Consider the following 22,763-nt stretch of genomic DNA (forward strand, 5'->3'; position numbering starts at 1 on the left):
AGGCGAGGAGAGTGATGATGGCCCGAATTTTTCTGAGGATTGCAGTGTTGGCCACGACGGTCGCCGCGACGCCGCTCGTGGCGCAGCGTCCCGCCAACTATCCGCGCTCCTATGATCAGATCATCAGCGACGCGCGCGCCGAGCGGCAGGTGCGGATCTACGGCAATGCCGATCGCGCCGAACTGCTGCCGGTGGTCGCTGCGTTCCGGAAGCGCTATCCGGGGATCACCGTTCTCTATGCCGATCTCGGCTCGACCGAGATGTATCGCCGCTTCGTCACCGAAACGCGCGCCAAGCGGCTGTCCGCGGATATCGTCTGGTCGTCGGCGATGGATTTGCAGGTCAAGCTGATCAACGACGGTTTCGCGCAAGGCTATGCCAGCCCCGAAAAGCCCGCGCTGCCGCCGCAGTCAGTGTGGAAGAACATGGGCTTCGGGGTCACCGCCGAGCCGATCGGGATCGTCTACAACACGCGGCTGATCCCCGCCGCGCGCGTACCGCGGACGCATGCCGCGCTCGAGGCGATGCTGCGGCAGAACGGCCGCGCGTTCGCCGGCAAGGTGACCACGTTCGACCCCGCGCGGTCGAACACCGGCTATCTGTACCTGACGCAGGACATGGCGACGACGCGCGACACGCGCTCGCTGCTCGAGGCGATCGCCGCCACGAAGCCGGTCCTGTCGCTCACCACCGAGCCGATGCTGCGCGGTGTCGCCGAGGGGCGGCAGGCGATCGCGTACAACGTCATCGGCTCCTACGCGCTCGAACGCGCACGCACCGACCGCCGCATCGGCGTGGTCTTTCCGCAGGATTACACGCTGGTCACGTCGCGGATCGCGTTCATCGCGCGCGAGGCCGCGCACCCGGCGGCGGCGAAACTCTTTCTCGACTTCCTGCTGTCGCGCGAGGGGCAGTCGCTGCTTGCCAAGCGCAGCCTGTGGCCGGTCCGCACCGACGTTTCGGCACGCCGTCTTCCCACCGCGCAGGCCCGACCGATCCGTGTCGGCCCGCAACTTCTCGTCAACCTCGACCGCGTCAAGCGCCAGCGTTTCCTGCGCGACTGGACCGCGATTCTCGCCACCGGAGCCAAAGCCCAATGACCCTTTTCCGTACCGGGTGCGCCGCACTCGCCCTGATTGCAGCAACCCCGGCGCTGGCGCAGACTCCGAGCGAGGCCGACCTCGCCGCGCTGGTCCGCGCGCAGGCGGCCGAGATCGCCGCGCTCAAATCGCGGCTCGATCGGCTCGAGAATGCTACGGCAGTGGCACAGGCGTCCGCGCCGGTCGCGCCCGTGCAGGTGGCGCCGCAGGCGGTCGCGCAGAACAACGAACCGCGCCGTACGGTGCCGTTCGCGCCGCAGCTCGCGCCGCCGGGGCCGGCCGATCGCAGCGTCGCGCAAGCCTTGGCCGCGCGCGACAATCCGTCGGGCGTGACGACCGAATGGGGGGCCGGCCTGCCCGTCTTCCACTCGGCCGACGGCGTGTACACGTTCAAGCCGCGCGGCCGCATCCTGACCGATGTCAGCTCCAGCTTCGGCTCCAAATATGACGGTCGCAACATCACGACGACGGGCATGCGCGCGCTGCGCCTCGGCCTCGAAGGCGGCGTCGGCACGCATTTCTTCTACCAGTTCGAGAGCGACTTCTCGGAGAACGAGGTCGACGTCGTCACCGCGTTCGTCGGCTGGCGCAACAAGATCAAGCCTGGCCTCGACTACGACGTCCGCGCCGGGCATCTGTTCAACGATCGCGGGTTCGAGGGCTCGACGGGCTCGGATTCGACGCCGTTCCTCGAGCGTACGACGGTCGCCACCGCGATCATCCCACAGCGCGGCTTCTACGGCATCGGCGTGATGCCGCGCCTGTTCTGGAAGACCGGCCACGCGTCCGTCTCGATCACCGGCGACCGGATCGACGGCTCGCAGACCGTCGGCGACAGCCGCACCGTGACGGCACGCGCGCACTGGAACCCGATCAAGTCCGACACCGGCGTGCTGCACATCGGCGCCTGGGGCTTCGACGAGTCGCTGTCGTCGGTCGCGGGCACGCTCACGCGCAACACGGTGATCGGCGGCCGCTTCAACGGCGCGCTGCGCGTGTCGAGCGGGCCGCTGACCGGCGGCACGGGTACGACCGGCTACGGCGTCGAGCTCGGCGGGTATCGCGGGCCATTGTGGGTGATGGGCGAGGCGGGCCGCCGCAACGCGCGGCTCGACGGTGGGCGTCCCGATTTCGTCAGCAAGGCGTGGAGCGTCTCGGGCGGTCTGTTCCTGACCGGCGACCTGCCGCCATACAACCCGCGCCTCGGCAGCTTCGGCCAGCCCAAGGTGTTGAAGCCGACCTTTGACGGCGGCGTCGGCGCGATCGAACTGACCGCGCGCTACGAAAGCCTCGACTACACCGACCTGCTGACCGGCGGCGAAGGCTGGGCGGCGACCGTGGGCGTCAACTGGTATCTCAACAGCTTCACCCGCTTCCAGGTCAACGCGATCCAATGGGACACCGACAACCGCTCGGGCACGTTCACCGGCAACGACAGCGGCCAGACGCTCAGCGCCCGCGTCGGCGTCACCTTCTGATGCGTGGTGATGTTCGCAGAGCCCTGCCCCCCGGCTCCGTCATCCTGACGAAAGTCAGGATCCAGAGCCACGCAGCACTGCACCCTGTAACCCTGGGTCCTGACTTTTGTCAGGATGACGGTGGTTTTCCTGCCACCGCCCCCACCCCCTTTTTCACGCCCTTTCCTAGGACGATGCGATGAACCTTGCCCTGCTTGGCTTCCTGATGGTGGCCACGTTCATGACCTTGATCATGACCAAGAAGATGACGCCTTTGGTCGCGCTCATCGTGATCCCGTCGATCTTCGGCGTGTTCGCCGGCGAGGCCGCGGGTCTCGGCCCGATGATGATCGACGGTATCAAGAACCTCGCGCCGACCGGCGTGATGCTGCTATTCGCGATCCTGTTCTTCTCGACAATGACGGATACAGGGCTCTTCGATCCGCTGGTCGGGCGGCTGATCCGGATGGTCCACGGCGATCCGATGCGGATCCTGATCGGGTCGGTCGTGCTGTGCGCGCTCGTCAGCCTCGATGGCGACGGGTCGACGACCTACATCATCACGATCGCCGCGCTGTTGCCGCTGTACAAGCGTTTCAACATGAACCGGCTGTACCTCGTCTGCCTGTTGATGACGACGAGCGGCATCATGAACCTGACGCCGTGGGGCGGGCCGACCGCGCGCGCCGCGAGCGCGCTCAAGATCGATCCGGCGACTTTGTTCCTGCCGCTGATCCCCGGCATGATCGCCGGCCTCGCCTTCCTGATCGGTCTCGCGGTGTATTTCGGCCGGAAGGAACGCGCGCGGATGGGTGAAGCGGGGATCACCGCGGACACCGAGTTCACCGGCATGGCCGTCTCGCAATATCCCGAGGCGCGTCGCCCCAAGCTGATCTGGTTCAACGCGGCGCTCGTCGTCACGCTGCTCACGTTGCTCGTCTGGGGCATCCTGCCGCTGTCGGTGCTGATGATGCTGGCGTTCGCGATCGCGATGATCGTCAACTATCCCGGCGTCGCCGACCAGAAGGAGCGCATCTCCGCGCATGCCGGCAACGTGCTGGCGGTCGTCTCGCTGATCTTCGCGGCGGGTATCTTCACCGGGATCCTCGGCGGCACCGGCATGGTCGAGGCGATGAGCAAGGCGGTGGTCGGCGTGATCCCGCCCGCGCTCGGGCCGTACATGGCGCCGATCACCGCAGTGCTGAGCATGCCGTTCACCTTCTTCATCTCGAACGACGCCTTCTATTTCGGGATGCTGCCGATCCTCGCCGAGGCCGGCGCGCATTACGGCGTCTCGGCCGAAGCGATCGGGCGCGCGTCGCTGATGGGCCAGCCGGTCCATCTGCTCAGCCCGCTGGTGCCGTCGACCTATCTGCTGGTCAGCCTGGTCGGGATCGACCTTGCCGATCACCAGCGCTTCACGCTCGTCCCCGCGATCCTCGTCTGCACGGTGATGACCGTCGTCGGCATGATCGCGCTCGCCTTCCCGTTCGTCGCCTGAGGTGAGCATCCCCGCAACCCGCCGCTTCCGGAGATTTCGCATGGTCCGATCGCGTACACCGCTGATGCTGCTCCCCGCGATGGGGTGCGACGGGCAATTATGGGCGCGGCAGATCGTCGATCTCGCCGGCCTCGCGCAGGTCGAGTTCGGCGACCTGTCGCAGGACGATACCTTGTCCGCCATGGCCGCCCGCGTTCTCGCGAGCGCGCCGCCGCGGTTCGCGGTCGCGGGCGTCAGCCTGGGCGGGTACGTCGCGATGGAGATCGTCCGGCAGGCGCCCGAGCGAGTCACGCGGATCGCGCTGTTCGGCACGCGCGGATCGATGGACGGCCGCCCGCGCACCGTCGCGGGACAAGGGATGCTCGCCACCGCGCCGGCCGCCGATCCACACCTGTCCGCCAATGTCAGCGGCCCCGCGCAGGCGATGGCGGACCGCGTCGGCCCCGTCGTGTTCGAGCGCCAGCAACGCGCGCTGCTCGCCCGGCCGGACATCAGCGAGGCGATCGCCGCGATCGCCGTGCCCACGCTGGTCGCGGTCGGCGATCGCGACCGGATCTGCACGCCCGACGACGCGCTTGCCTTGTCGCTGCGGATCGCGGGTGCGCGGTTCCACCTGCTGCGCGGCTGCGGGCATCTGGCGCCGATGGAACGCCCCGGCGAAGTCACCGCGGTGCTCCGCCAATGGCTCAGGTCGGGCTGAACCCGGCGGCGGGGGTCAGCGGCTGGCGGTCGTCATCGGCACGCCGGCCACGGCGCTGCGAGTCGCGATCCGGTAGCGGACCTCGATGCCGACATGATCCGACAGCATCGTCCCGTCCGGATGCCGTCCAAAGGGGGCGGCGAGACCGGTCGGCGTGATCGCGACGCGCGGCGAGGAGCGGTACATCAGCCAGTCCTTGCCGCGCGCGATCGACTCCGCGATCCCCGCGGGTTCGGCAACGGGACATTCGGGCGCCACGCGGCACGTCGCCACCGCCGCCTGCAGCGCAGTTCCGCCGCCGAGCATCCGCATGTCGAACTGCGCGCGTCGCGCGAGATCGCGACCGACGTTGAAATCGCCCGCCACCAGAACCGGACGCGTGCCGGCGCCGAGGCTGGTGATGAACGCCGCGAGCAGATCGATCTGGCGACGATAGGCCTGGATCGCCCGCGCCGAAGGTGTACCCGACGCGCCGTTCGAATTCAGGTGCGTGTCGACCACGATCACCGGCGTCGCGACACCGGGGATCGCGATCAGCGCCGCCAGCGCGCCCTTGTTGGCAAGGCAATCATAGCCCGCGCAGGTCGGGTAGGCCATGCGCCGCACCGCGAGGATCGGATAGTCGGAGAAGATCGCGAGGCCGCTGTCGACATGCTTGCCGAGCCGTTCGCCGACCATCCGGCTGCCATCCGCGACGAACCCGTCATCGACGCGCGGCACCATCGCGGGGGCATCCTCCGCCGGACCGAACGCGGCGTAGCGATAGCCCGCAGTCCGCCCGATCGCCTTGGCGTCGTCGACGAACGCCTCCTGCACCGCGACGATCTCGGGCGCGTCGGCGTGGCGGCGCATCGCCCTCAGCTGATTGCCGATCGCCGCCAGCGCCGCCGAGCGATCCTCGACGATCGGCCAGGGCAGACCGTGGACGTTGTAGGTCATCAGCGTCACGTCGCGCGCCGGCGCCGGGTTCGCGGTGGCCGGCGCACCGGTCAGCAGGGCAGCGACGGCAAGCGCCGCCAGGGGTCGAAGCATGGACTGGTCCTGATTGGGGGTGGTGGTGGATCAGCGCTTGATCGGCGCGAACGAGAACAGCCCGCTGCGATAGTTCATCACGACATGCGTGGTGGTCAGCCCCTCATGCACCGCGACGCTCGCCTGATCGGCATGCGGCTTGGAATGGCCGAGCCTGGGGTTGCTCCCAAAGCCGATGCCGTCATGGAGCAGGCTGAACCCGTGGCCGCCATCGCGCGCATGGACCACGCTCAGCGCATAGGTGCCGGGCGCCGGCACGCGCAGGCACAACGACACCGGCCCTGCGCTGGGCACGGTGACGACTGCGCGGCGGAACGTCTTGCCCTGCCCGATCAGGACATTGTCGTCGGCCAGGAAATCGCCGTCGCGCGCGGGATAGAGCTCGCCGCGCAGGACGCCGACCCGGTCCTTCAGGCCGTCGATCTCGACGATCAGCGCGGGCCCGGTCTCATGCGGGCGGCAGCGCGCTTCGGCGGTGCCCAAGGCCGGGGTCGAAGGCGGGGTGACGGCAAGGGTCAGCAAGGCAAGCAGGATCACTTCATACGCTCCATGGTGACGAGTTCGACGGCGGTCAGCGCAGCGCCGAGCAGCAGATGGGTGACGAGCCAGAGACCGGCGATCATCGTCATGACCGCGGTCACGTCCGAATTCCGGCCGACGGTAAACGCGACCAGCCCGGCGAAGACGATGTCCTTGTTGGGCAGCAGCGGCAGGCGCGAGACGAGCAGGCGCAGCGTCGCCAGCGCCAACCACCAGGCGAGCGGCGCGGCGGGCATCACCGCGGCCCACAGCAATGCGGCGAACAGCGTGGTGGCCACGATCCGGAGGAAATGGATGACCGCGATCCGGCCGAGTTCGGTGCGGGGCAGAGTCAGCAGCTTCTTGCGCAGGACGAGCGTGACGAGCGACGGGATCGCCATGCTCGCCGCCGATACCGTCATCACCTTCGCATCGGTGCCGAGATGCAGCGCGCCGAGCGCCTGCCAGCTGACCAGCGCGAGCGCGAGCGTGCAGACATTGGCGACGACCGCCGACAGGATCGACACGTCCTTGATCGCGCCGAACGGCGTGCCGACCATCGTCGCGTGCTTGCGCGCCCAGCCATAGAAATACAGCTCGCCCGAATAGCCGAGCACGATCTCGTTGCTGATCCGCTTGCGCAGCAGCGCGAGCATGCCGCTTGGCGGCAACTGCCATAGCCGCCGATAGATCACCCATTCGCTGAACGGCGTGACCAGATAGCCGAGCGCGAAGATCGTCCAGAACAGCGGCGAGCGCGGCACCATGTGGAGCATGCCCCGCACGTCGAGCCCGCGAAGTTGCCACAGCGCGGCGACCAGGATCGCCGCCGACAGCAGCGGCGCGAGCCAGCGCGAGAGGAAGGTCTTGCGGATGATCGTCGGGGTCAGCGGCGGGACTTGCACACGCGCCAGCGTCAGCGTCAGCGGCATGTCGCTCATGCAGCGCTCCTTTCGGGAAAGCGGGATCTCGGCCCGCTCTGGATCCGCGCGGTGGCGGGCGTCGAAACGGGGATACCAGGTGGGATCATGCCCGAACGACGCCGCCGCCATCGCCGCGCCGCAGCCATGGCTGACGCCGCGGTGAAATAATTTTCTGGCAAGCATCGGATGGGACTGCGGAGGCAGGCTGGCGGTGCCGTCCCGTCACGAGCGATCCGATGACGAACGAGAGCGAGACGATGGCGCGAACCGACTTTGCCGATCCCATCCAGAGGACGCCGACCGGGCGCGACGGCCCGGACCTGCCGGCCCCCGAACAGCGCCTGCCCGAGAAGCGGCTCGTGGTCGCCATCCATGACGTAGCGCCGACCTTCGCCGTGCCGATCGCGATGCTTGCCGAGCGGATCGACCGGATCCTGGGGGGCGCGCGGTTCGCGATGCTGGTGGTGCCCGATCACTGGGGCGCGGCGCGACTCGACCGCGCACCGGCGTTCGAGCGGCGGCTGCGCGACTGGGCGGATGCGGGCGTCGAGATGTTCCTGCACGGCTGGTTCCACCGCGACTCGACCGCGCATCGCGGCACCGCCACGGCCCTCAAGGCACGCTACATGACCGCCGGCGAAGGCGAGTTCCTCGGGCTCGACGCGATCGAGGCGGAGCTTCGCATGCGCGCCGGCCGCGACATGGTCGAACAGGCGATCGGACGGCCGATCGCGGGGTTCATCGCCCCCGCCTGGCTCTACGGCCCCGGCGCGCACGCGGCGCTCAAGGCGTGCGGCATCGCCTTGGCCGAAGATCATTTCCGGGTCTGGCAACCGACCACCGGGCGGATCGTCGCGCGTGGCCCGGTCGTGACCTGGGCCAGCCGGTCCGCGGCGCGGACCGCCAGCTCGCTCGCCGTCGCGGCCGCGGCGCGCGCGATGCCCGACTGGATCCCGACGATGCGGGTCGCGGTGCATCCCGGCGACGTCACCAAGGACACGCTGCTGACCAGCATCGACCGGACGCTGCGCACGCTGGCCGAGCGTCGCACCGTCTCGCGCTACGCCGATCTGCTTGCCGAGCCGGTGGCGCCATGAAGATCGTCGACGTCTGTGCGTTCTACACGCCGACCGGCGGCGGCGTGCGGACCTATATCGATCGCAAGCTGGTCGCGCTCGCCGCGCGGGGACATGAGATCGTCGTGATCGCGCCCGGCGAGGAGGACCGCGAGGAGCAGCGTGGCCCGAATGCGCGCGTCCGCTGGCTGCGCTCGCCGCGGTTTCCGCTCGACCGGTCCTATCGCTATTTCGCGGACCGCGCGGCGCTGCACGCGGTGCTCGACGAGGAGGATGCCGATGTCGTCGAGGTCTCGTCGCCGTGGCGCAGCGCGTCGATGGTCGCGGACTGGCGCGCGCGATCGGGATCGCGCGCGCGGCTGTCGCTGATCGCGCATGCCGATCCGCTGTCGGCCTATGCCTATCGCTGGTTCGGCAACGTCGCCTCCACCCAGGCGATTGACCGCGCGTTCGACTGGTATTGGCGGCATCTGCGCCGGCTCGATGCGCAGTTCGACCATGTCGTCAGCGCCAGCGCCAGCCTGACCGAGCGACTGCGCGAGGGTGGCCTGCGCAAGGTGATGACCGATCCGATGGGGGTCGAGCCGGGCCAGTTCTCGCCCCGGCTGCGCGATGCCGACCTGCGGCGCGAGATGCTCGCGCTGTGCGGGCTGGGCGAGGATGCGCTGTTGCTGATCGGCGTCGGCCGGCATGCCCCGGAGAAACGCTGGGACATGGTCGCGCAGGCGGCGGCGATCGCGGGCACGCACTTGCCGGTCGGGCTGCTGATCATCGGTGGTGGCGCGCGCCAGCGCCGCGTGATCGACGCGATCGGCGACAATCCGCACGTCCGGTTGCTCGATCCCGTCGGCGACCGCGCGGCGCTGGCGCGGCTGATGGCGAGCGCCGATGCGCTGATCCATGGCTGCGAGGCGGAGACCTTCTGCTTCGTCGCCGCGGAGGCGATCGCGTCGGGGCTGACGGTGATCGCGCCCGACCGCGGCGGCGCCGCCGACCTCGCCTGCGCCAACGACGGCGCGGTGTACCGCTCTGGCGATGCGCAGGACGCGGCCGAGGCGATCCTGACGGTCGCCGGATCGGCCGAGGTCGGGCCGTCGCGCCGCCACGACCGTCCGATCCGAACGATGGACGATCATTTCGACGCGTTGCTCTCGCTCTATGCAACGCAGCATCCGCAGCCGCGATACCAGCAAGGAACGGGACGATGACCGCGATCGCACCACGCATAGCCCATGCCGCCACCGAGCGCCCGCGCATCCCGGCGCCGGTGCAGCACCAAGTCGCAGAGTCGCCCGCGTCGCCGTGGCGCGCGCCGCTCTTCTACCTGTCGTTGCTTGCGGGCCTGGTGCTGCTCGTGGCGGTCGCGATGCTCCTGATCTGGCGCATGGTCACGGGCGTGCGGCTGGGCTGACCGAGGCGTTACCAAAGGAGGTTGATCGTCCGGCGCGATTTCGGGGGCGACTTCCGGTTTTGACGGGTGCACAAGGCTCGGCTTCGAGAGTGGCATGATTGCCGGAGATGTGCCGTAGCCGACGCCGACCCCGCCCAAGCTGGCCAGCCTGCCGGGCTTTCCGCCGTGCTTGCGACCCACCGGCCGCAACTCGTCCGCTTCTTCACCGGGCGGACGGGCAGCGTCGCCGAGGCCGAGGACGTGGTGCAGGACATCTGGCTGCACATCGCGACCCCGGTAGCGGGTCCGATCGCTAACCCGCTCGCCTATCTCCACCGCATCGGCATGAACATCGTGCTCGACCGCGTGCGCGCGAGCGGCCGGCGGGTGCGGCGCGACGGCGGCTATGTCGAGGCGACGGTCTCGGTGATCGGCGGCGAAAGCGTTGACGATACGCCATCGGCGTTCGATGCGGTCGCCGGGCGGCAGCGGATGGCGCAGCTTGCCGCCGTGCTCGCCGGCCCGCCCGAGGGTGCGATGCGCGTGTTTCGCCGCCACAAGATCGACGGGCTGTCGCACGCGGAGGTCGCCGCCGAGTTCGGCATCAGCCGCAGCGCGGTGGAGAAACATATCGCCGTGGCGCTGCGCCATCTCAGAAAGGCGCTCGATGATTGATTTTTACGCCGGACTGCGGTGCCAGGCGATTGGCGGCGTCCATGACACGAGCGGGGGGCATCCGCTCGGAACGAGGGTGCCGTGATGGACGCAACGACCCAGGACCCGATCGATACCGCCGCCACCTGGCACGCGCGGATCGATTCGCCCGACATGGATTGGGCCGGCTTCGGCGACTGGCTCGCAGCCGATCCGTCGCATCGCACCGCCTATGACTCGATCGCGCTGCTCGATGCCGAGATCGGTGCGGCCGCCCCCGCGATCGCGGCGTTGCTGCCGGCGAACGACGACGACGACGGCGTCGCCGACGCCCAGCCGGCGGTGGCAGCACGCCCGACGAGGTGGCGGTGGATGGCGGCGGGCACCGGCGGCGCGCTCGCGGCCGGCCTCGCGTTGCTGCTGGTCGCGCCGGCGGTCACCCCTGGCGACAGCGGCGTGCAGACCTATGCGACCGGCCCCGGCGAGACGCGCGCGGTCACGCTCGCGGATGGCAGCGCGATGCAGCTCGATCGCGGGTCGCGCGTCTCGGTTTCGGGGGGCCGCACGCCGCTCATCGAAGTCGCGGACGGCGCCGCGAGCTTCTCCGTGCGGCACGATCCGTCGCGCACGCTGATCGTCCGCGCGGGCGGCTATGACGTCCGCGACATCGGTACCCGCTTTGCGGTGGTCAGCGCGGGCGGCAGGATTTCGGTCGCCGTGGCGCAGGGCAGCGTCAGCGTCGCGCCGCAGACCGCCGATGGCAGCGCGCCGACGACGCTCGTCGCGGGGCAACGCATCGACATCGACCCCGCCGCCGGGATCGCGGAGCGCCGCGCCGTCGCGCCGACATCGGTGGCGGACTGGACCGACGGCCGCCTCGATTATGACGGCGCACCGTTGCCGCTGGTTGTCGCCGACATATCGCGATATGCTCGCACCCCGTTGGTGGTCGATCCGTCCGCCGCCGGATTACGTTTTTCCGGGGTTTTGACGATTGGCGACGGCTCGCGGCTTCTCGATCAGCTTCGCGCGGTGCTGCCACTGCGCCTGCGTCGCGCTGATGGCGTCGTCCATATCGAGCGCTCCAGCCAGCGCTGAGAAGACGGGCGCCAACCCGGCGCGCGAAATCACCATACCCGCCGGGTCGCTGCGATCGGCACTCGATTCACTGGCGCGTCAGACGGGTATTTCGATCGGCATGGCGGGGATCCTGCCTGCTACGTCAACGCGGAAGACCGTCCGCGCGCGCGACGTCGCGCAGGCGCTGCAGCGGGTGCTGGCAGGAACTCGCCTGCGCGCGGTCCGCGTCGATGCGACGACGTGGCGGATCGAGCCCCTGCCCGTCGCACCGATCCGGGTCCGCTTGCCCCGCACCCCGCCGCCGATCGTCGAGGGCGGCGACATCATCGTCACCGCCAGCAAGCGCGACGAACGCCTCTCCGACCTACCCGCGTCGATCAGCATCCTCGGCGGCCCGGCGCTCGACCACCTCGCCGGCAAGCGCGGGCTGGTCGACCTGCTCGCGACCACCGACGGCGCGTTCTCGACCAATCTTGGTCCGGGCCGCGACCGCGTGTTCCTGCGCGGCGTCGCCGACAGCGCGTTCAACGGCACCAGCCAGTCGCTCGTCAGCCTGTATCTCGACGACGCGCGGATCGGCTATTCGTCGCCCGATCCCGATCTGCGGATGGTCGATATCGACCGGGTCGAGATCCTGCGCGGTCCGCAGGGCACGCTCTACGGCACCGGCGCGCTGGGCGGAGTCATCCGGATCGTCACCACCGCGCCCGATCTCGACGAGGTGTCGGGCCGGATCGCCGGCGACGTGACCGCAACCAACAACGGCGCGTTCGGCGGCGCGTTCGAAGGCACGCTGAACCTGCCGATCGTCACCGGCGCGCTGGCACTCCGCGCGTCGGGATGGACCGAGACGATGCCCGGCTGGATCGACGATACCGGCCGCGGCACGCGTGACGTGAACCGCACCGGCCGCAGCGGTGGCCGTGCCGCATTGCGCTGGGCGATCGGAGGCGGCTGGACCGCGACCGCGAGCGGCATCGGCCAGTGGATCAACGCCCGCGACAGCCAATATGCGACCAGGGGCCTGTCGCGCGCGACCGCGATCGCCGAGCCGCAGGACAACGACTTCCTGTCGGGATCGCTCGATATCCACGGGCCGATCGGCAGCCTGGACGCGCAGTCGACCACCGCGATCGTCTCGCACGAGTTCGGCAGCACCTATGATGCGAGCATCATGGCGGCCGCGCTCGGAAGGACCGCGCCGGTTGCCTATGTAGAGGATCGCGCGATCCGGCTGGTCACGCAGGAGGTCCGGCTCAGCGACCCGACCGCGCGCCATCCCTGGATCGTCGGCGCGTCCGTCCTGCACGCGACCACGCGTCTCAAGGGACGCTTCGAATCGGACTCGACCAGCTCGCTCGCGCGCGACGACAAGGAGGCGGTGTTCGAGGCGGCGATGTTCGCCGAGGGGACACAACGCCTGTCGTCCGCACTCGACCTGAAGATCGGCCTGCGCGGCTTCGTGACGGTCAACGACATAGAGCAGCGCGGCCCCGACGAACAGAGCACCACCAAGCTGGGCGTCACGCCGAGCGGCACGCTGAGCTGGCACCGCGACGATGTCGGACTGATCTGGCTGCGCTACGCCAGTGCGATCCGTCCCGCCGGCGTGACGCGCGCTTCGGTCGACACCGAGCGGCGGATTCCCGGCGACGAGTTGCAGAGCATCGAACTGGGCTGGCGGATCCGCGGGATGGGCGACCGGCTGACGCTCAACGGCGCGATCTTCGGCTCGACCTGGGAGCATCTTCGCAGCGACGTGGTCGGATCGGACGGGCTGCTGGGGACGGTGGATGCGGGGAACGCCACGAATTACGGCATCGAGTTTGGCGGGCGGTTCGACGCGGCGCCCTACGGGATCGACTTCGGCACGACGATCCAGCGCGCGCGGCTGACGTCACCGGCCAATGATCGCGGTCCGGAGGACGATCGCCGCCTGCCCGTCGTTCCCGATTATTCCGCCCGGCTGGGTCTCTCGCGGCGGTTCGCGCTGATCGGGAAGCCTGCGAGCGGGTATGTGACCGCGCGCTATATCGGCCAGACCCGGCTGAGCTTCGATCCGCTGCTCGACCGACCGGCGGGCGACTATGCCACGCTCGACGCGGGCGCGACGCTCAACGACGGGCGGCGCCAATGGTCGATCGCGGTCGACAATGTGCTCGACGGCCGCGGCAACAGCTTCGGGTTCGGCAATCCGTTCACGCTGTCGACGACCACGCAGACGGTGCCGATCCGACCGCGCACGATCACGCTGCGGCTCGCGATCGGGTTGTGACCCCCCGTTGCCTATACGATGTGATTGTGCGCAGGCGCGTGCGGCGCTAGCGGCGTCCTACCATGTCGATCCCCTTCCCTTCGCCCGCCAAGCCCTTGAACTGGCAGCAACCCCTGCCCGGGTTGCGGATCCTGACACGCGGCGACGTGCCGATCACGCGCGTGCAGATCTATGGCCAGCGGTGCAGCGGGACCAACCTCGTCACACGCGCGATCGAGGCGAACATGCCGGGTGCCGAGATCACCGAGGCGTTCGGCTTCAAGCATTGGTTCGTGCCGCCGCAGACGCTGTTCGTGAAGGACACGCTGGTGCTGGTCGTCGCGCGCAACGCATATGACTGGGCGCGAAGCCTCCACCGCCAGCCCTGGCACGCGCACCCCGAGCTGAAGGCCAAGCCGTTCGACGCGTTCATCCGCAGCCACTGGCACAGCTATTGGGACGATCATTTCGGCCATATCGAGCCGGGCCACCCGATGTATGGCAACGAGATGCTGCACGAACGCGATCCCGAGACGGGCGAGCGCTTCGCCAACTGCATCGCCAAGCGGACCGCCAAGCTGCGCCACTGGTCGTCGCTGACGAACCGCGCGCACAACGTCGCGTTGCTCGGCTATGATGCGTTCACGCGCGATCCGGCGGCGTTCGTGGCAGCGCTGGCGGAGGCGACGGGGTTCGCGCGCCACGAGTCCTACGTGCCGATCACCAGCTACAAGGGGCAAGGCTATGCACCCTATGTGCCGACGCCCTATCCCGATCTGGCGCCGGCCGACGCCGAGCACATCGCCGCCTGGCTCGATCCCGCGGTCGAGGCCGAGTTCGGGCTGAGCGCCGACCATGCTGATCGACATCAATCGCCTTCGCCGCAGGCTTCGGTACAGACCGCCGCATGAGCCAGCCGATCACCTTCTTTATCCACCATCAGGGCCGCGGCCATGCGAACCGCGCGATGGCGATCATCCGCGAACTCCCGGCCGAGCGCGCGGTGACGATCCTGACCGCCAAGCCGTCGCTGTTCGACGGGTTCGAGCGGCCGATCACGATCGCAGCACTACCCGACATGATCGGTGCGCCGGTGCCGACCCCCGGCCTGTTCGCGCAGGCGACGCCCGAGGTGATGCACTGCGTCCCGCTCGGCGTGGCGAAGACGCGGGCGACGATGCGGACGATCATCGACCATCTCGACGATGTCGATCCGGCGCTGTTCGTGGTCGACGTGTCCGCCGAGATCACGCTGCTCGCGCGGATCGCCAGCGTGCCAGCGATCAGCATCCGGATGCACGGCGACCGGCTCGATCAGGGGCATCTGGGCGCGTATCAGGCGAGCGTCGGGTTGCTCGCGCCGTTCGGCGCGGCGCTCGAGCAGGGCGACACCCCCGACTGGGTGCGCGCGAACACCTGCTATGCCGGCGGGCTGTGCACGACGGTCGATCCGGTGCCGACCAAGGCCGAGGCGCGCGCGAAGCTGGGCCTCGATCCGGACCAGGAGATCGTCGTCGTGCTGACCGGCGGCGGCGGCGCGGGCACGCCCTACGCACCGCTGACGATGGCCGCGCGTGCGGTGCCCGACGCGCTGTGGCTGGTGCTGGGTCCGGTGCACCGCGAAGGGCATGAGACCGATTTCGGCAACCTGGTCGAGCTGGGCTGGGTCCCCGGCGTGACCGATCACATCGCCGCGGCGGACGTGGTCATCGCATCGGCTGGCGACAACACGGTGCACGAGATTGCGCGTGTCGGGCGGCCCTATGTCTGCGCACCCGAATGGCGCTATTTCGGCGAGCAGACTCGCAAAGCCGAGCGGCTGGCCGAACTGGGCGCGGCGGTCGCGCTGCCGACATGGCCGGGCGCGCTGGCGCCGTGGCGTGGCATCCTCGACGCGGCCAAGGCGCTCGATCCGGCGGCGCTGGCCGGGCTCTATGACGACGATGCGGCGAAGGTGGCGGCGGATTATCTGGAGGGGCTGGCGGTCTCGCTGTGGGCGGCGGACTAGCTGAACAAGGTCTCCGGCGACATCTTTGAACCGGCGATCTCCTCCGCGGTCGGCTGTCGCAGGATGGTGATCGCCTCGTCGTCCCAGGCGATCAGGCCGCGCTCGCTGAACTGCCCGAGCCAATATTGCATGCACCACCGGCCCCAGGTCGCGCGAAACAGCCGCGCGTTGCGGACAATCGCGTCGAAATGCTGGAACGCTGGCGTGTGGACGACGTGATGCTGGTGATAGGCGCGCGCGCCGCCGACCCACCACATCGCGACGCCCGCCTGCTCCAGCCGCGCGGCAAAGTCGGTTTCCTCGCCGCCATAGCCGATATAGCGCTCGTCCATCCCGCCTGCCCGCCTCCAGTCCGCCGCGGCGATCGCGAACGACAGGCCCCAGAGTTCGCCATGGCTCGGCGTCGGACGAATGTCGTCGCGCGCGATCGCCGGCTTGTCGGGATGACGCTTGCCGATCCGGTCTAGCGCGGCGAAATCGATCCCGTCGGCGACGGCCCCCGCGGGGAGATACAACACCTCTCCCAACCGGATCCCGCCGGGCTGGAACGCGGTTTCGGCGTAGCGCCCGACCAAAGTCGGTGACGGCACGCAATCGACATCGAGGAAGATGAGCTGATCGCCCAACGCGGCCGCCGCGGCACGGTTACGCGCCGCCGCCAGCGGCATCTCGTCGCCCGCGACGAACACCTCGCGGATCGGGAAACGTGTCGCGGGGAGGTCCGCATGCGCCTCGGGCTGCATATACGCGATCACCAGCTCGTCGGGCTGGCGCAGCGAAGCGTTCAGCCCCGCGATCAGGTTCACGAGATGCTCGCGACGGCCGCGCACCAGGGTGAGGACGCTGACGCTCACGAGACACGCCGCCTGACGGGCTCGAACGCTGCGGCCTCACGGAAATACGCCACGCCCTCGATCACGCCGCGCGCATGATGGCCGATCGCGACATAGCCGTGCGCGAGGTCCGCACGCGAGCCCAAGCCGTCCGAATAATTGCCGACAATGATCGCGTGCCGCGACGAGCGCAGCATCTCGATATCGTTGCCGCTGTCGCCCGCGACGATCACCTGGCGCGGTTCGAGGCCGAGGCGGCGGCGGACATGCTCGACCGCGGTCCCCTTCGATGCGGCGTGCGGCAGGATGTCGAGATAGCGGCCATGGCTCTGGATGATCGAGCAGCTATGCCCGTGCTCCGCAAGCAACGCGCGCACGCGTTCGGCCGCCGCCATGTCGCCGTCCGCGAAATAGCTGAGCTTGAACCGGCGCTGTTCGAGCGGGCTTTGCGGAGTCAGCCCGGCATAACGCCCGACCAGCGCCGCGACCGCATCGCGGTCCCAGCCCGCGGCGATGATCCCGTCCCATTCGGTGTCGCGATCATACACCGCGCCCTGCACCGCGCGGTAATAGATCTCCGAGCCGACCGAGGTGATCAGGATCTCCGGGCGTGGCGCGTCATGCTGGCCGAGCACCGCCATCGCGCTGTGGAAGCTGCGCCCGGTGGCGATCGCGAACGCCACGTCGGTCTGTGCCGCGTGCCACGCCGCGAAGGCGTCGACGCCCTGCGCGCAGCCGATCAGCGTCCCGTCGATGTCGGACACGAGCAACACTGCGGGGTCGCGCTCGACGACCTCGGGCGTCCGGACGACCTCCTCGAGTAGCCCGACATAAAGCTGGACGTGGCGATCCCAGTCATAGGCGCGGATCGCGACCGACCCCGCCGCCGAATAGCGCGACCAGAGCGCCGGATCGTCGAGGATGCCAAGGATCGCATCGGTGATCGCGCTCGGCGATCGCGGGTCGACGAGGATGCCGTTGCCGCACGTCTCGACGATGTCGTTCGGCCCGCCGCTGTCGGTCGCGACCACGGGCAGCCCGCTCGCCGCCGCCTCGAGCAACGTCAGCCCGAACGGCTCGTTGAGCGCGGGGTTGACGAAGACGCCGCGCCGGGTGCGGGCATGCGCATAGACCGCGGCGATGTCGTCGGGGCGGTGGTGCTTGGGATAGGCGACCTTGCCGTACAGGTCATAGCGGTCGATCAGCTGGAGCAGTTCGGCGATGTTGTCGCGGATCTCGGGTTCGAGCGTCGTGCTGTCGTCGCGTGTGCCCGCCAGGATCACGAGGTTCGCCGCCGCCTGCAACGCGGGTGAGCGACCATAGGCATGCACCAGCGCGGCGAGGTTCTTCTTGGTCACGGGGCGCGCGATCGCGAGGATCACGGGCTTGTCGGGATCGTCGAGGAACCGGTTGATCAGCGCATCGACATGCGCGTCGGTGGCGCAGTTCGCGAACTGCTTCAGGTCGCTGCCGGGCGCGAACACGCGGATCCGGCCGGGGTCGTAGGCTGCGTAATCGGCATATTGCACCTCGGCCTCGTCGCGCGACGAGGCGATGATCGCGGCGGCGCCCGCAATCGCCTCCTCCTCGATCGCGATGCGGCGATCGAGCCCGGCGGTCTCGGCGCAGTCGCGATCGAACGCGGCCAGCTTGACCCGGCCCAGCGAATGCGCGGTAAAGACATAGGGGATGCCGGTACGCGCCGACACGCGCGCCGCGATCAGCCCGGCATCGGCGTAGTGCGCGTGCATCACATCGGGCGCGCGGTCGAGCGTGGCGATGTGCGCGACGAGCGCCTCGACCAGGCTGTCATGCTCGGTCCACAGCTCTTCCTTGACCAGATACGCGTCGGAGGCGGACAGCAGGCGGACGATCCGCGTGGTGCCGTCGATCGTCTCGACCGGCTCGGCATAGCATTCGGCATAGGCGACATGGTGGAAGGCGCGGGTGACGATTTCCATCCGGTCGATCGCCGGATTGCGCCCGCTGGCAGCGACCAGATCGAGCAGATACCGGATATGGCCTCCGGTGTCGGCGGTGATCCCGTATTCAACGTCGGTTGCGCGTAAGCACCCCTGCAACGCGATATGAAGTACGAACACCCTTCCCCCGTTCATCTAAAATTCAGCCAAGGAACCGTCCGCGCGGTTGTGAGTTCCGGGCGAATGCCAGTTAAAACCCTTGTATTGACGCAAGTTACTACGTTCGTTCCGGCGCGCGGCCGCGCCTGTTGCCACCCGATATGAGGATCGCACTGCTCTCCTGGGCCTATCCCCCTGAAAAGAGTGGACTTACGCGCGCGGCGCGCGAGATTGCGCAGTCGCTGGCGGATGCCGGCAACGACGTGACCGTATTTGCGATGGACCGGCGCGAGGACAGCCGCGACGGTCGGGTTTCGGTGATTGGATGCGGGCTGCGCAAAGGATCGCTCGCCGCTCGGCTGCGCAAGGTCGTCGCGATCGGCCATCTCGTCGCGCCGATCGCGTTCCGCCGCGCGGTCGCGCGCGAACATCGCCGCGCGCCCTTCGACGTGGTCGAGGCGACCAACTGGTATGCGCCCGGGCTCGCGATCGCGCTCGCCGGTCCGGCACCGCTGGTGACGCGCAACTCGACTCCGGCGGCGACGTCGGCGGCGACCGTGACCAGCCTGCGCGACCGGATCGATCGTCGTGCCGCGATGCTGGTGGAGCGGATCGCCGCGCGCCGCAGCAAGGCGCTGATCTCGAACACGCAGCTTCACGGCGAGAAGGTCGCGGCGCTGTACGGTGTTGCAGCACCCGGCGAGGATGGCCGACACGCGGTGATCGGGCTCAGCCTGCCCCCCGAGATCGTCGCGCGCGGCGCTGCGGCACCCTATCCGACCGGCGAGCCGATCCAGTTGCTGTTCGTCGGCCGCGACGAGCATCGCAAGGGGTTCGACGCGCTGATCATGGCGCACCGGATCCTCTCGCGCCGTGCCGATGCCGGGATGCGCGACTTCCGCCTGACGATCGTCGGCGTGCATGCGGACGATGTCGGCGCGATCCCCGGATCGGCGCGCGCGCGGCTGACCTGCCACCACCGCGTCGAGGAAGCCATGCTTCACGACCTCATGGAGGCCGCGCACGTGATCGTCGCGCCGTCGCGCTACGAGAGCTTCGGGCTGGTCTATCAAGAGGCGATGATGTTCGGCCGCCCCGTCGTGGCGTGCGCGGAGGATCCGAGCGCGCGGCTGTTCATCGGCGCAAGCGGTGCGGGTCTGCTCGCCAGGCGCTGCACCGGCGACGATCTCGCGACGCAGGTCCAGCGGCTGATCGAGGATACGGGGCTGCGAACGCACCATGCCGAGGCGAGCCGCCGCGCGTCGGGCATGTTCACGCGAGACACGCTCGCCGCGGAGACGATCGCAGTCTATCGCACCGCCGCGGAATCGAACGGCGCGAGCAGCAGCGCCTCGTCCTCGGGCCGCCCTGCGCCGGTCGACATCGCCTCGTAGATCCGGGTCCGCTCGCGCACGCGCGCACCGTCGAGCCGGTGTTCGAGCGCCCCCGTCAGTGCCAGCGAACTCTCGACGAACGGCACGACCGGCCGCTCATGGACGCGACCGGCGAACCGGATGTCGCTGCGATTGAGGCGGTACTGGATGTCGGGATAGGAGGCGGACTGCACGCCGTCGACGAGGTTGCGGCGCGGCAGTCCGAGCGAGCGCAGGCCGTCACGGTCCGCCGCCGCAACCAGCCAGCCGAGCGCGCCGAGCAAGGCGGCATCGGGCCGCTCGTCGGTATCGATCTGCAACGCCCATCGGGTCTGCATCGCATCCTGAAGACGGTTGCGTTGCGCGGCGAAATCGCCGGCGAGGGGGTGGTGGAGGACGGAGATCCACGGAAGCCGCGCGGCCAGCGCAGCGGCGTCGTCCGCCGTGCCGTCGAGCAGCACGACGATCCGGCTGAAGTCGTCTCGAAACTCGGTGGCGATCGCGGTGATGTCGGCCGCATCGGCGGGGCGCGCCATGATCCCGAGCCCGATCTGGTGCGACACCGATGCCGCAGGGGTCGAGCGCGCGCGGGCGGGAGAGTCATCCGGCGGAAAGCGGACGGTGTCGGGCGCGACGGCAATCGGCTCGACCTCGAAGCCGAAGCGCCACGCGGCGTTGCGCAGTCCCGCCGGGTCAAGCGTCCAGCGGTCCGCCGGGTCGCGCTCCAGATCGACGGTGCCGCTTTCGAGCCGGGCGACGATGTCGCATGCGACCGCGCCGACCTCGTTCACATCGCGTACCAGCAGGCGGCAATGGCTACATTCGGACCAGGCCTCGCGCGCGATCCAGTCCCAGTTCCCGCAGATCGAGCATCGTATTTGCATGGTGCGGGCAACCCGTAGCGCGGGGACGCGGTTCCCGTGCGGCGCGGGGTCAGTTGGCTAAGACACCCTGCCCCAACCCACACCCGTCATCCTGACGAAAGTCAGGACCCAGAGCCACGCACGCCCCGCCTGTTACCCTGGGTCCTGACTTTCGTCAGGATGACGAGAAGGTGTCAGGATGACGGAACGGATGGAGGATGACGCGAGGCGCTCAATACCCCAGCGAGTGCGCCAGCGTCAGCAGCAGCCAGTACAACCCGCCCGACAGCAGCATCGCCACCGGCAGCGTCATCACCCAGGCCAGCGCCATGTTCATGACCGTACGACGCTGCAGCCCGGCACCGTTGGCGACGCTCGCGCCCGCGACGCCCGACGACAGGATGTGCGTGGTCGACACCGGCATCCCGAAATTGACCGCCAGCAGGATCGTCGACGCCGCGACGAGCTCGGCCGACGCGCCCATCCCGTAGGTCAGGTGCGTCTTGCCGATCCGCTCGCCCACCGTGACGACGATCCGCTTCCACCCGACCATCGTCCCCAGCCCCAGCGCCAGCGCGACGGTCACCTTCACCCAGGTCGGGATGTAGCGCGTGCCCTGTTCGAGCCCGCTGTTGTAGCTCTTGAGCGTCGTGATCTCCTGCGCGGTGAAGCGGCTTTGCGCGGACGTGTCGGCGGCGATCAGCTTGGTCGTGTCGAGCACGAGGTACATGTCGTTGCGCAGGTTCGGCGTCGCCGCAGCGGGCACCTTGCCGAGCGACCCATAACCCGCGATCCGGCTCGACACGTCGTCCGACAGGGTCGCCAGCGCACCATAGATGACCGGATCCGAAACCTGCTTGGTCTTCAGCGCCTGCGTGACCTGCGCGCGTGCTGCGCCGACGCCAGCCGGCGCGCCATTGGCGTGCGCGCGATAGGCGGCGGAGGCGGCCTGCGCGGTCTGCACGAACGCGGGCGTCGCGCTCTCTGGCATCGTCCGGTTGAGTGCATAGGCGGTCGGCGCGCAGCCGATCAGGATGAGCATGATCAGCCCCATCCCCTTCTGCCCGTCATTGCTGCCATGCGCGAAGCTGACCGCGGTGCACGTGCCGATCAGCAGCGCACGGATGCCGCGCGGCGGCGGCGTCTGGCCCTCGGGCGCCTCGTACAGCGCCTTGTCGCGCAGGAACCGCTTCATCACGAGCAGCAGCAGGAGCGCGCCGACGAAGCCGACGATCGGGCTGAACGCGAGCGCGGACAGCACTTTCCAGACCTGCGCCATGTCGACGCCCGACGTCCCGTCCGCGCCGCCGCGGATGAGCTGGTTGGCGAGGCCGACGCCGAGGATCGAGCCGATCAGCGCATGGCTCGACGAATTCGGCAGACCGACCGCCCAGGTCGCGAGGTTCCACACGATCGCCGCGAGCAGCAGCGCGAAGATCATCGCGAACCCGCCGACGCTGCCGACGTTGAGGATCAGGTCGACCGGCAACAGCGTGACGATCGAATACGCCACTGCACCCGACGACAGCATCACGCCGAGGAAGTTAAAGAACCCCGACCACACCACCGCGAGCGGCGCGGGCATCGAATGCGTGTAGATGACGGTCGCCACCGCGTTGGCGGTATCGTGGAAGCCGTTCACGAACTCGAACCCGAGCGCGATCAGCAGCGCGAGCGCGAGGAACGCGAACGCGCCGCCCGCCAGGCTCTCGCCGACCTGCGCGGTATCGAACGCGATGCTGAAGCCCGCATAGGCCAGCCCGCCGATCAGCACGGCGAGGAATATCCACCGCCCCGCCGGGTGCAGCGCGTGATCGAGCTTGGGGCCAGTACGCGGTGCCGAGGCGATAGCACTCGGATCAGCCGTCAGCGCGTCGGGTGCAAATGTGGAAGTAGCCATGGAGGTGCAGTCGGCCCTT

Annotated in this window: 20 protein-coding genes; 13 read left to right on the forward strand and 7 right to left on the reverse strand. The window is 69.1% G+C overall.

The features are described 5' to 3' along the window. Window positions 1-14 precede the first annotated feature (14 nt). The 4 genes from ASE79_RS00905 to ASE79_RS00920 all read left to right on the forward strand — a co-directional run bounded on the left by ASE79_RS00905 (window position 15) and on the right by ASE79_RS00920 (window position 4,758). Entirely contained in the window at window positions 15-1,100 is a 1,086-nt protein-coding gene (locus tag ASE79_RS00905) for an ABC transporter substrate-binding protein (protein WP_416354491.1), read from the forward strand. After that, window positions 1,097-2,578 carry an OprO/OprP family phosphate-selective porin gene (locus tag ASE79_RS00910; RefSeq protein WP_056410886.1) on the forward strand — a complete coding sequence of 494 codons (1,482 nt, stop codon included), beginning with the start codon at window positions 1,097-1,099 and terminating at the stop codon, window positions 2,576-2,578. Before ASE79_RS00905 ends, ASE79_RS00910 begins: the two co-directional genes overlap by 4 nt. 178 nt (window positions 2,579-2,756) lie before the next feature. After that, complete coding sequence (locus ASE79_RS00915) at window positions 2,757-4,058, forward strand: CitMHS family transporter (RefSeq protein WP_056410889.1); 1,302 nt, start codon at window positions 2,757-2,759, stop codon at window positions 4,056-4,058. A gap of 40 nt (window positions 4,059-4,098) precedes the next feature. After that, complete coding sequence (locus ASE79_RS00920) at window positions 4,099-4,758, forward strand: alpha/beta fold hydrolase (protein WP_056410891.1); 660 nt, start codon at window positions 4,099-4,101, stop codon at window positions 4,756-4,758. 15 nt (window positions 4,759-4,773) lie between these two features. On the opposite strand, the gene ASE79_RS00925 is transcribed toward ASE79_RS00920, so the two are convergent. Genes ASE79_RS00925 through ASE79_RS21515 form a run of 3 tightly spaced genes read right to left on the reverse strand, consistent with a single transcriptional unit; the run spans window position 4,774 to window position 7,250 of the window. Next, window positions 4,774-5,790 carry an endonuclease/exonuclease/phosphatase family protein gene (locus ASE79_RS00925; protein ID WP_056410894.1) on the reverse strand — a complete coding sequence of 339 codons (1,017 nt, stop codon included), beginning with the start codon at window positions 5,788-5,790 and terminating at the stop codon, window positions 4,774-4,776. Between the two features lie 30 nt (window positions 5,791-5,820). Continuing rightward, on the reverse strand, window positions 5,821-6,327 hold the full coding sequence (locus ASE79_RS21510; protein ID WP_056410896.1) for a DUF2141 domain-containing protein: 507 nt from the start codon (window positions 6,325-6,327) through the stop codon (window positions 5,821-5,823). After that, complete coding sequence (locus tag ASE79_RS21515; protein WP_235516707.1) at window positions 6,324-7,250, reverse strand: hypothetical protein; 927 nt, start codon at window positions 7,248-7,250, stop codon at window positions 6,324-6,326. Before ASE79_RS21515 ends, ASE79_RS21510 begins: the two co-directional genes overlap by 4 nt. A gap of 218 nt (window positions 7,251-7,468) precedes the next feature. Here ASE79_RS21515 and ASE79_RS00940 point away from each other — a divergent pair, with 218 nt between their 5' ends. The 8 genes from ASE79_RS00940 to ASE79_RS00975 all read left to right on the forward strand — a co-directional run bounded on the left by ASE79_RS00940 (window position 7,469) and on the right by ASE79_RS00975 (window position 15,694). Next, on the forward strand, window positions 7,469-8,329 hold the full coding sequence (locus tag ASE79_RS00940) for a polysaccharide deacetylase family protein (RefSeq protein ID WP_268796138.1): 861 nt from the start codon (window positions 7,469-7,471) through the stop codon (window positions 8,327-8,329). Further along, window positions 8,326-9,516: a glycosyltransferase gene (locus ASE79_RS00945; RefSeq protein ID WP_056410901.1), complete on the forward strand. Its 1,191-nt coding sequence runs from the start codon at window positions 8,326-8,328 to the stop codon at window positions 9,514-9,516. Before ASE79_RS00940 ends, ASE79_RS00945 begins: the two co-directional genes overlap by 4 nt. Further along, the gene (locus tag ASE79_RS00950; protein WP_056410906.1) at window positions 9,513-9,719 is read left to right on the forward strand and encodes a hypothetical protein; all 207 of its coding nucleotides are present in this window, start codon (window positions 9,513-9,515) and stop codon (window positions 9,717-9,719) included. The genes ASE79_RS00945 and ASE79_RS00950 overlap by 4 nt, the downstream gene beginning before the upstream one ends. Window positions 9,720-9,884: 165 nt before the next feature. Continuing rightward, window positions 9,885-10,373: an RNA polymerase sigma factor gene (locus ASE79_RS00955; RefSeq protein WP_056410909.1), complete on the forward strand. Its 489-nt coding sequence runs from the start codon at window positions 9,885-9,887 to the stop codon at window positions 10,371-10,373. Window positions 10,374-10,457: 84 nt separating this feature from the next. Further along, window positions 10,458-11,450, forward strand: a complete 993-nt coding sequence (locus ASE79_RS00960) for a FecR family protein (RefSeq protein WP_056410912.1) — start codon at window positions 10,458-10,460, stop codon at window positions 11,448-11,450. Further along, complete coding sequence (locus tag ASE79_RS00965; protein ID WP_056410914.1) at window positions 11,413-13,707, forward strand: TonB-dependent receptor; 2,295 nt, start codon at window positions 11,413-11,415, stop codon at window positions 13,705-13,707. The genes ASE79_RS00960 and ASE79_RS00965 overlap by 38 nt, the downstream gene beginning before the upstream one ends. 62 nt (window positions 13,708-13,769) lie before the next feature. Then, entirely contained in the window at window positions 13,770-14,597 is an 828-nt protein-coding gene (locus tag ASE79_RS00970) for a hypothetical protein (RefSeq protein ID WP_156359478.1), read from the forward strand. Beyond that, window positions 14,594-15,694 carry a glycosyltransferase gene (locus tag ASE79_RS00975; protein ID WP_056410920.1) on the forward strand — a complete coding sequence of 367 codons (1,101 nt, stop codon included), beginning with the start codon at window positions 14,594-14,596 and terminating at the stop codon, window positions 15,692-15,694. Before ASE79_RS00970 ends, ASE79_RS00975 begins: the two co-directional genes overlap by 4 nt. On the opposite strand, the gene ASE79_RS00980 is transcribed toward ASE79_RS00975, so the two are convergent. Both ASE79_RS00980 and ASE79_RS00985 read right to left on the reverse strand, forming a co-directional pair. After that, window positions 15,691-16,548 (reverse strand): glycosyltransferase family 2 protein, encoded by an 858-nt coding sequence (locus ASE79_RS00980; protein ID WP_056410924.1) that lies wholly within the window; start codon window positions 16,546-16,548, stop codon window positions 15,691-15,693. The two genes, ASE79_RS00975 and ASE79_RS00980, sit on opposite strands and share 4 nt — an antisense overlap. Further along, entirely contained in the window at window positions 16,545-18,629 is a 2,085-nt protein-coding gene (locus ASE79_RS00985; RefSeq protein WP_056410928.1) for an HAD-IIB family hydrolase, read from the reverse strand. The genes ASE79_RS00980 and ASE79_RS00985 overlap by 4 nt, the downstream gene beginning before the upstream one ends. Window positions 18,630-18,769: 140 nt before the next feature. Here ASE79_RS00985 and ASE79_RS00990 point away from each other — a divergent pair, with 140 nt between their 5' ends. Continuing rightward, window positions 18,770-20,002 carry a glycosyltransferase family 4 protein gene (locus tag ASE79_RS00990; RefSeq protein WP_056410931.1) on the forward strand — a complete coding sequence of 411 codons (1,233 nt, stop codon included), beginning with the start codon at window positions 18,770-18,772 and terminating at the stop codon, window positions 20,000-20,002. Here the strand turns inward: ASE79_RS00990 and ASE79_RS00995 are convergent. Beyond that, window positions 19,918-20,865, reverse strand: coding sequence for a hypothetical protein (locus ASE79_RS00995; RefSeq protein WP_056410934.1), 948 nt, complete (start codon window positions 20,863-20,865; stop codon window positions 19,918-19,920). The two genes, ASE79_RS00990 and ASE79_RS00995, sit on opposite strands and share 85 nt — an antisense overlap. A gap of 211 nt (window positions 20,866-21,076) precedes the next feature. Then, complete coding sequence (locus ASE79_RS01000) at window positions 21,077-22,744, reverse strand: inorganic phosphate transporter (protein ID WP_082444989.1); 1,668 nt, start codon at window positions 22,742-22,744, stop codon at window positions 21,077-21,079. Window positions 22,745-22,763: the final 19 nt, after the last annotated feature.

This window comes from Sphingomonas sp. Leaf28, from assembly GCF_001421685.1.
Classification (GTDB): Bacteria; Pseudomonadota; Alphaproteobacteria; order Sphingomonadales; family Sphingomonadaceae; genus Sphingomonas; species Sphingomonas aurantiaca.